Below are 7,915 nucleotides of genomic sequence, written 5' to 3'. Positions count from 1 at the left end.
CACCACAACCGACACCGTCCGACCCGTCACCCTCGGCCTCTACCAGTACATCGGCTCCTACGTGACCGACTGGAGCAGCGTCATGGCCACAGCAGCCCTCGCATCACTACCCGCCCTCATCCTCCTCGTCATCGCCCAAAAATTCGTCGCCGCCGGCACCACCACCGGAGCCATCAAATAACCCAAAGAACCTCTACGTGCAGCTGATCCGCCGGGTACGCACCAACCGGCTTTACGCCGCCATCGACGACGGCGACCACCCCGACGACGTCCTCGCCTCCATCGCTGCCCGCCGCCGCGCCCAACTGTCGGCGCCTGAGACGATCAGCGCCCTGCAATGCGAAATCCACACCTCCGATGTCTCTCAGCGGAGTTCGCCGACGTCGCCGAGCGCGCCACCACCGCCGACTCCCGGTCGTGCTGCCGCGTTGATGGCCGCCGACGCCCAGCCCGCCCTCACCGCCGCCAAACGTGCTGGCTTCGACCTGCCCCGAGCCTCGGTGGCACCGTCCCAAGCCGTGGGTTTGTCGACGCCGACAATGTGGCCACGGTCCTGGCCTGGCGGCTGCGTCGCCACCTGGACGACACGGATGTCGCGATGCGGCAGACGTTGTGACCACCCCTCAAATATGCCCGGGGCCCGTGCCCCGCCGACGCGCACGACGCCGTGCCCGGGACGACCGCACGGGTCCGGGCACGGACGGGACACCGCCGCCATGCCTACGTCCCGCCGCCCGACGCCCCCGCCGGATGGGCCGCTGTCCGATCGTCCGGCCCTGCGCGATCCGTTCGGTGTCGCACCCTGTCCCACGCTGCATATGCGCGGACCGTCTGCCGCGCCCGGGTCGCCGTCCTCGTCGGCGAGGACGCCCCTGAGTTGCGGATGGAGACCATCACCGCACCCGGTCTCGATAACGAGGACCAGCAGCGAACCTGCAGCGAGATCCGCGCCGCTACCGGCGGCTACCGGCGCCGCCACCACCGCGCTGGCTTCGACGTCCTCGGCCGCGTCCCCCGGGCCGTGACAGAGAGGAAGCGGACCGCCTCACGACGCCAATTGCCTCTTCGCTCACGGCCGCTTCCAACACCGCCTGGAACACTTGCGCGCCCGTTCCGCCGCCTTGGGCGTCGCCCTCCTGCCGCCCACCTCTTCCCTGCATAAGCCACTACCCGAGGCCAACCGGCCCGTCCACCGGCCTCCCACCGCTGCCGCTGGGTGGTCGCCGTATCCGCGGCCTCGCGGCATGCCGTAGGCCAGGCCCGGCCGCCGACGGCCTCCTGTCGTAGAGGACAGGGCAAGGCGGGAGGTGGCCTTCGGCATGCAATGTCAGTCGGTCGCTACGGGGAAGCGGCGCGGTGCCAGGAACAGCAGGACGAGGAACACCAGCACTGCCGCGCATCCCGCGCCCAGGTAGACGGCGTGGACGGCGTCCGTGATGGCCAGCCTTGTTGCCTCTGGCACTGTCTGGGTGTGTAGGTTGCGGGTGACTGAATCGAGGTCGTTTGCGCTGCCGAGCCGCGCGGACAGCACTCCGTTGACGATCGCGCCGAAGACCGGTGCACCGATCGTCTGGCCACTTTGGCGGCAGAAGAGGATGGAGGCGGTGGCCGTTCCTCGCTCCGACCAGCTCACTGCAGATTGGACGCCGATGATGAGCGGGAGGCTAAACAGGCCGAGCGCGGCGCCGAGCAGCAGCATCAGGGACACCGGCTGCCACGTCTGGCCAGGGTAGGGCAGGAGCGGGAACGTGAACAGGGTCACTGTGGCCGCCGCGATGCCGACCATGGCGGTGTTGCGGATGCCGATGCGAGAGTAGACATGCTGGCTGAGGGACGACGAGAGCGGCCAGCTGAGCGTCCAGGACGACAGGACGAATCCGGCAGCCACCGGGCTTAGCCCCAGAACTGACTGAGCGTATGTGGGCAGGACGAGGCTGGGGGCCACGATCAGCAGGCCCTGCGCGCCAAGGGCGAGGTTGACGGCGGCGATCGCGCGGCGGCGCCATACCCAGCCGGGCATGACGGGCTCAGGGGCCCGCCGTTCGACGACGACCACGAGGGCGGCGAGAGTAAGTCCCGTTGCGAACAGGGTGAGGGAGGGGGCTGACAGCCATGGCCAGGCCACGCCGCCCTGCACCAGTGCGGTCAGCAGCACGCCGCCGCAGGCGAGTATGGCGAGCGCGCCCGCCCAGTCGATACGGGGGTGGCCCGCCCGCGGGCGGTTGGGCTCGTTCAGGTGGCGGATGATCAGCCACAGTGCCACCGCGCCGATGGGCAGGTTGACCAGGAAGATCCAGCGCCAGTCGGCGTAGGCGGCGAGGATGCCGCCCAGAAGTGGGCCAGCGATCGAGGACACCGCCCAGACCGTGGAGAGTCGGGCCTGGATCCTGGGGCGTTCCAACGGGGGATAAAGGTCGGCGGCGAGTGTCTGCACTGTGCCCTGGAGGGCGCCGCCCCCCAGGCCTTGCACGATGCGGAAGGCGATCAGCGCCGCCATGTTCCACGCACCGGCACACAGCAGGGAACCGAGCAGGAACAGCGCCGCGCCCACGATGAGCACCGGTTTGCGGCCCAAGGTGTCCGACAGCTTGCCGTAGACGGGTAGAGAGACTGTCACGGCGAGTAGGTAGCCGGCGAACAGCCATGAGAATGAGGAGAATCCACCAAGGCTGCCAACGATCTGCGGAACGGCGGTGGAGACGACGGTGGAATCGAGCGCCGCCAGCGCCACGACCAGCATGAGCGCGGCGACTACGGCGCCCCGCCTCCCGGAGACGGGAAGCTTCGCTGGGTGGCCACGCATTGCAGGCTTCGTGGCTACCACGGGATCGATTCGCCTGTGCGGGATTGGGGGTGTCGGTCCGGTAGGCGGATGGTCGGGTTCGTCGGCCGCCCTCGTCACGGCGAAGCGCCTCCTTCATTGGTCGGCTCTGCATCTCCATCATTGGGTCCCCCCATAAATTCAGAAAGCGAATCAAGACAATAATTCCCATTGCGGTTCGTGATGCATGGCCTAGCAAAGGGGGCAGGCCTCCTCCAGAACAGATGCGCACGTTTCTGGCGGTGGCGGAGTCGTTGAGCTTCACTCAGGCCGCAGCGGTGCTGGGCCGGTGGGTGGGGTGACGCCGTACTCGCTGCCACCGCGCCGGCCTTGGCCTGGGGTTCCCCGCCCGCAGCCTGCTGCCCGTCAATTTAGTCGAGCTTCCCTGCGGCGCCGGACTGCTCGACCTGGGTGAACTCGACCTTGTCCTGATGGCCAAACCCGCATGCCCCCGCCGAACCTGTGGAGGCATTGACCACCGTCATGCTCGCGGCCTGCGCCCCGCTGCTGCCGACCGCCACTGTCCTGGCCCGCGCGGCCAAGCGGGCCGTACCCGTGAGCAGACAGCGGCACAGGTCCCGGCTCCCGCGCGGCCGGGCGCGTTCCCAGCGGCTTCGCTTTTTCAGCCACGGCCCCGGCTGAGGCAGGTCCGGCGCCGGTGCGGCGCTCTTGCCGCTCCTCCAACCGGTCTCTCAGCCAGCGCATGCGGCAAGGACGCTGAGCCCATGCAGCCCGGTAGCGATCCCCGCCCGGCTGTCTTTCAGGCTCGCCTTCATGCCAGCAGGCCGTGTCCGCCCCTCGGCTGAGGCGCCGTTGATCCGCATCAGAGGTGTGCCGCCTCGTGGTGCCCAAGTGCGTGCGCGGTGCGACGTCATCGAGAAAGCGGCTTCGTCCTCAAAGTCCAGTCATGCCCCGAGTGCCGCCGCGGTGGGTTTGCCCGCGGCTAGAGATCACCGCGTTCTCCACCTGGAGCCTGAGCAAGCTCGCCGACCACCTCATCAACCAGAAGGTGACCGCGGCCATCAGCCGGGAGACCCTGCGCCGGATCCTGCACGCCGGCAAGGTCTCCTGGAAGACCACCACCACCTGGAAGGCATCCACCGACCCCGACTTCATCGCCAAGATGCGCCGCATCCTGGCCCTGTACGACACCCCGCCCCCCGACGGACGGGTGATATGCGTCGACGAGTTCGGGCCGCTGAACCTCATGCCCCGCAAGGGCAAGGCGTAGGGACCGCTGAGGCGTCCGCGCAGGCTCCGGGCGACCTACAACCGTTACAGCGGCGTCAGGCACATGCTCGCCGCCCTCGACCTGTCAACCGGCAAGCTGTACTACCGCATCCGCCCACGCAAACGCTGGCGGGAGTTCCTCGCCCTCCTGAAGTCCTTACGCGCCCGCTGGCCCGGCCAGAAACTGTATGTGGTGCTGGACAGCTTCTCCCCGCACAAGCACGCCGAGGTCTCCACCTGGGCGGCCGACAACGACATCGAACTGGTCTTCCTGCCGACCTACGGCTCCTGGCTGAACTGGATCGAAGCCGAGTTCGCGGCCCTGCGCTACTTCGCACTCAACGGCACCGACCACCGCAGCCACGACGAACAGAACGCCGCCATCGCCGCCTACGTCCGCTGGCACAACACCCGCGCCGAACCGAAGACCAACTTCGCCCCCGACTCACCGATCCGATCATGGACTCATTACCCGGCCAAGGCTGCGTGACGAGCCACTAGGACTCCTTCACCCGCCCAGTCACCGCAGCATCGTCCCGCTCGACCGCCCGCCGAGCACGGTGGTGACACGACCAGTCGTGCCGTCGCAGCAACTCCCCCCCGGTGGGCCGACAGCGAGACTCCCAACTGGTCTGCGATTCAGCAGCCGCACACGTGAGAGCGTCCAGCGCTCATCGGCCCAGCCCTGAGTCATCGCGCCTTCCAGCAGCAGCGGCTCGAGTACGGCGAGTTCACGGTCGTCGACTGTGGGCCGTTTGACCAAGCCCGAAGGCGCAGTGCTCCTCGGCCTCCCTCGCGCCATGACCGGCGACATCGCTCCAGCCAACCGGACCTTGTCTCGCAGTTCTGCCGCAATCACCGTGTTTCTCTCGCCCCCGGCAAAGCCATCGGGGGCCAGCCTGCGCAACCGCTCTCGCGCGGCCTGTCCCTACGGGATGAGACCATCACCCTGCGCATATCGCATGGCCACGGCGTACCGCAGGGACTAGCGATGTCACCCCCGACAACTGGATGGGAGGTCAGTAACACCGCGTTCTACGTTGCGGGGCGATAGTTGGTCCCTTCATGGGGCGGGGACGTGGGATTGGATGTTCCGGGCAGGCTGTGGGAGATCGCGAAGCCGTGGATCCCTCCGTCGGTGGGTCCGCAAGGTGGTGGATCGCACGAACTCGTCACGTCACCTTCCGCACTGAGGAGGTGGTGCTACGCCGCGCGAGGACACCTTCCACGGGCGCTGAGATCTTCGTGGCGCGCTTCAACCGGGTCGGCGCTCCACTGCCGACCCGGTCCTGCCAACGCTGTCAGCAAGCCCCGGCTGCTGCCGGTATGATCCGCGCCCACTCCACCACCAGCAATGGCACAGTCGATACCATGACCATCCCCGACGATCGCCCTCGGCCCGACCTGGCCCCGGCGAGGCGACCTCGTCTCGCCAGTAACGATGTGGTTGCGATGCGTGTTTCGACCTCGCGGCGTCAGTGAGCAGCGTTGTACCTCTCAATCACGTCCCTGGAGACGCGCCCGCGAGGGCTTACATCGATACCATGCTCTTTGGCCCACTGACGCACTTTGACCGGATCCGGCCCCGGCTTGGCGGTGCGCCGCTTGCCCTGGGCGCGCTTGGCATCCGGTTCGGTCCTGCGACCCTTGCTGATGTACGGCGACAGCGCTTCAAGGAAGTTGTCATAGTTGTCGGCTCCGAGATCAATCTCATAGAAGATGCCGTCGATACTGAACGTGTGCGTCGCAATATCGTCACCCGTTGCACCGGAAACGTCATCAGTGACGACAGTGATCACTCGTTGAGCCATTGTGGCGCGGTTCCTTCCTTGACGAGTCCAGGCCATCCTATACTGACGGGTAGCCGTGGTTGCGGAAGAGCAGCCCGTCAGGCATGCGCCGCCGCTCAACCGGTACAAGGGCCGCTAAAACGCCATGCCGAGGGAGTTCCTCGCGTCACGACGCAACGGGTCAGTAGCCAGCCAGGGCGCCATTGCAGCTTGGTGAAAGTCACCGAAATTCAACTGCCCCGACACTGCTGCGCTCCGCGGCCACTCAGCCGCCCTCTCCAGGATGCTAACAGGTTCCCCAACTAAGACCGTGTCCTACATGGTGAATGTGAGGAGTCACTTGTAGCAGCACAGGGCCGCGGCGAGTCCGAGAAAGGCGAGTTGCGGGGGTGGCGTTCGTAGCGAGGGCTCAGTCTGCGGTATCCGGACAGTCAGGAAATGGAGGCCCAAGCGTTCGCTGGACTGATGCCCTCGCATGTGATGCGGACGCCAACGTGTTTGCCACACATCCATTTCCGCAGGTGGGGGATCTCTTGGGCCTTGTCGGAGTGGAGCCGCTTCGATCTGAGGTAGCGGCCCCGATGCGGGTCGCGTTGCGTTTGGATACCCGCGACCATGGGCTTCAGGGCTTCGCTGTCGTGGACGTTCCTGGCCGAGACGCTGACAGTCCGTTCGTGTTCGACAGGACGTGCATCTTGGAGCCTGGCTTACCCCCCGGTCCGCGGGGATCGGACCTGTGTGTTCGTCCTCTTTTTAGCGCGAATATGAGCCGAGGCGGAGACTACACAAGAGGCGTCGATGAGACCCGCATCGTCGAGCTGGTGGTAGGACCGCTTCATGCAGGCGCCCCTAGGCGCCGGCTCGCGACCAGATCATGAACCCTGCGGTGTGCGGTCGACTTCGATATCCCGAAGCACGGCGGCAGGGCCCGCCAAGCGAAGCCACTCACCAGCACGTAGATGATCGCCGCGAACAGCGTCTCAAATATGTGTTCTGCTTCCCGCCGCCTGTGACCGTACCCGGTCTTCAGGTATCAACGGCCTGACGAGCACCCACAAGCCATCCGGAACAATCCAACTCCATGTACCCCGCCCCATCGCAGCCCAACGACCAACTCACCGTGTAAGGCGAGGTCTGAGGGGCGGCCCTCAAGACGCACCAATCACAAGAGGACGTTGCGTACTGCCAGTGCCTATTTCTTACCCAGAAGCACCGCGTCCGCATCTAAATATAGCAAAAATGCGAACCAATTAGGCGAAATGGGCGATTAGGGGGAATGAGACACGAGTGTGCCGGCTGCGGGATTCGAACCTCAAGCGCTGTCGGGCAGATGGGTGTGAGCCGTCGGCGTTCGTCATTTCACCAATCCGGCAGAATTCATCCCTAGCGGACCTCCAGACCTCGCCACACAGGGGCCAGTCTGGTGCCGCACTCGAGGCGCGCCAGGATGTGCCTGTGCCGTCCGGGAGCGGCGGCCACGCGGCGGCCGACTCTGTCCCGCTGGTATGTGAGCGCAGCGGGGAGAGCACGACGCCGGACAGTTTCTGGCGTCCCAAGGTGCGATACGGCACCGACCGGTCGCGGTGGGCCCACGAGGTCCGGCTGGCGTTGAGTCAGGCCGTATGTACACCTCTGTGGACTCCCCGTCGAGAGGGGTGATGACCCTAATAGGACTCCGTTAGGTCTTCCGGTTCGGCCTGTTCCTGGGCATGTTGGATAGGTGGACTCACATGAAGTGAACCGGGTTCGGGCGAAGTTGGCGTTATACGTAGCTGAGGTGTTCGCCTCGGTCCCACGCAAGGACCAGCGGGCCAAGGGCGACTGCTACCTGCGGGGACTGATGCTGGACGGCCGCCGCAAGTCGATCCAGGCCATGGCCGCTCGGCTGCCGGACGGCAACGAGCAGAACCTCCAGCAGTTCGTGAACCAGTCCACCTGGGACCCGGTTCCCGTGCAGCGACGGATCTGCGAACGCATGCTGCCGCTCATCGCCCCGACGGCGTGGGTGATCGACGACGGGTCGGTGCCCAAGGACGGAAGAATGTCGGTCGCCGTGGCTCCGCAGTACTGCGGA

The 7,915-nt window shown here is 66.3% G+C and carries 5 protein-coding genes and 2 pseudogenes; 4 read left to right on the top strand and 3 right to left on the bottom strand.

From position 1 onward, the window contains the following. A pseudogene (locus tag AC07CM_RS49685) lies at positions 1-181 on the top strand (carbohydrate ABC transporter permease); the annotation flags it as partial. A 1,146-nt stretch (positions 182-1,327) separates the two neighbouring features. Here the strand turns inward: AC07CM_RS49685 and AC07CM_RS49680 are convergent. Then, the gene (locus AC07CM_RS49680) at positions 1,328-2,803 is read right to left on the bottom strand and encodes an MFS transporter (protein WP_478883177.1); all 1,476 of its coding nucleotides are present in this window, start codon (positions 2,801-2,803) and stop codon (positions 1,328-1,330) included. Between the two features lie 925 nt (positions 2,804-3,728). Between AC07CM_RS49680 and AC07CM_RS49675 the strand changes: the two genes are divergently transcribed. Continuing rightward, a complete protein-coding gene (locus AC07CM_RS49675) occupies positions 3,729-4,052 on the top strand; it encodes a hypothetical protein (RefSeq protein WP_478883176.1) in 324 nt (107 codons plus the stop codon). A 6-nt stretch (positions 4,053-4,058) separates the two neighbouring features. Beyond that, on the top strand, positions 4,059-4,541 hold the full coding sequence (locus AC07CM_RS49670; protein WP_478883178.1) for a transposase: 483 nt from the start codon (positions 4,059-4,061) through the stop codon (positions 4,539-4,541). A 985-nt stretch (positions 4,542-5,526) separates the two neighbouring features. On the opposite strand, the gene AC07CM_RS49665 is transcribed toward AC07CM_RS49670, so the two are convergent. Both AC07CM_RS49665 and AC07CM_RS49660 read right to left on the bottom strand, forming a co-directional pair. Further along, on the bottom strand, positions 5,527-5,850 hold the full coding sequence (locus AC07CM_RS49665) for a histone-like nucleoid-structuring protein Lsr2 (RefSeq protein ID WP_478883175.1): 324 nt from the start codon (positions 5,848-5,850) through the stop codon (positions 5,527-5,529). 327 nt (positions 5,851-6,177) lie between these two features. Next, a pseudogene (locus AC07CM_RS49660) lies at positions 6,178-6,938 on the bottom strand (transposase). A gap of 623 nt (positions 6,939-7,561) precedes the next feature. Here AC07CM_RS49660 and AC07CM_RS49655 point away from each other — a divergent pair. Next, a partial coding sequence (locus tag AC07CM_RS49655; protein ID WP_478883174.1) for a transposase occupies positions 7,562-7,915 on the top strand: 354 nt, incomplete at its 3' end.

Source organism: Streptomyces sp. NPDC044061, from assembly GCF_056434305.1.
This window is presented reverse-complemented; position numbering and strand designations above follow the sequence as displayed.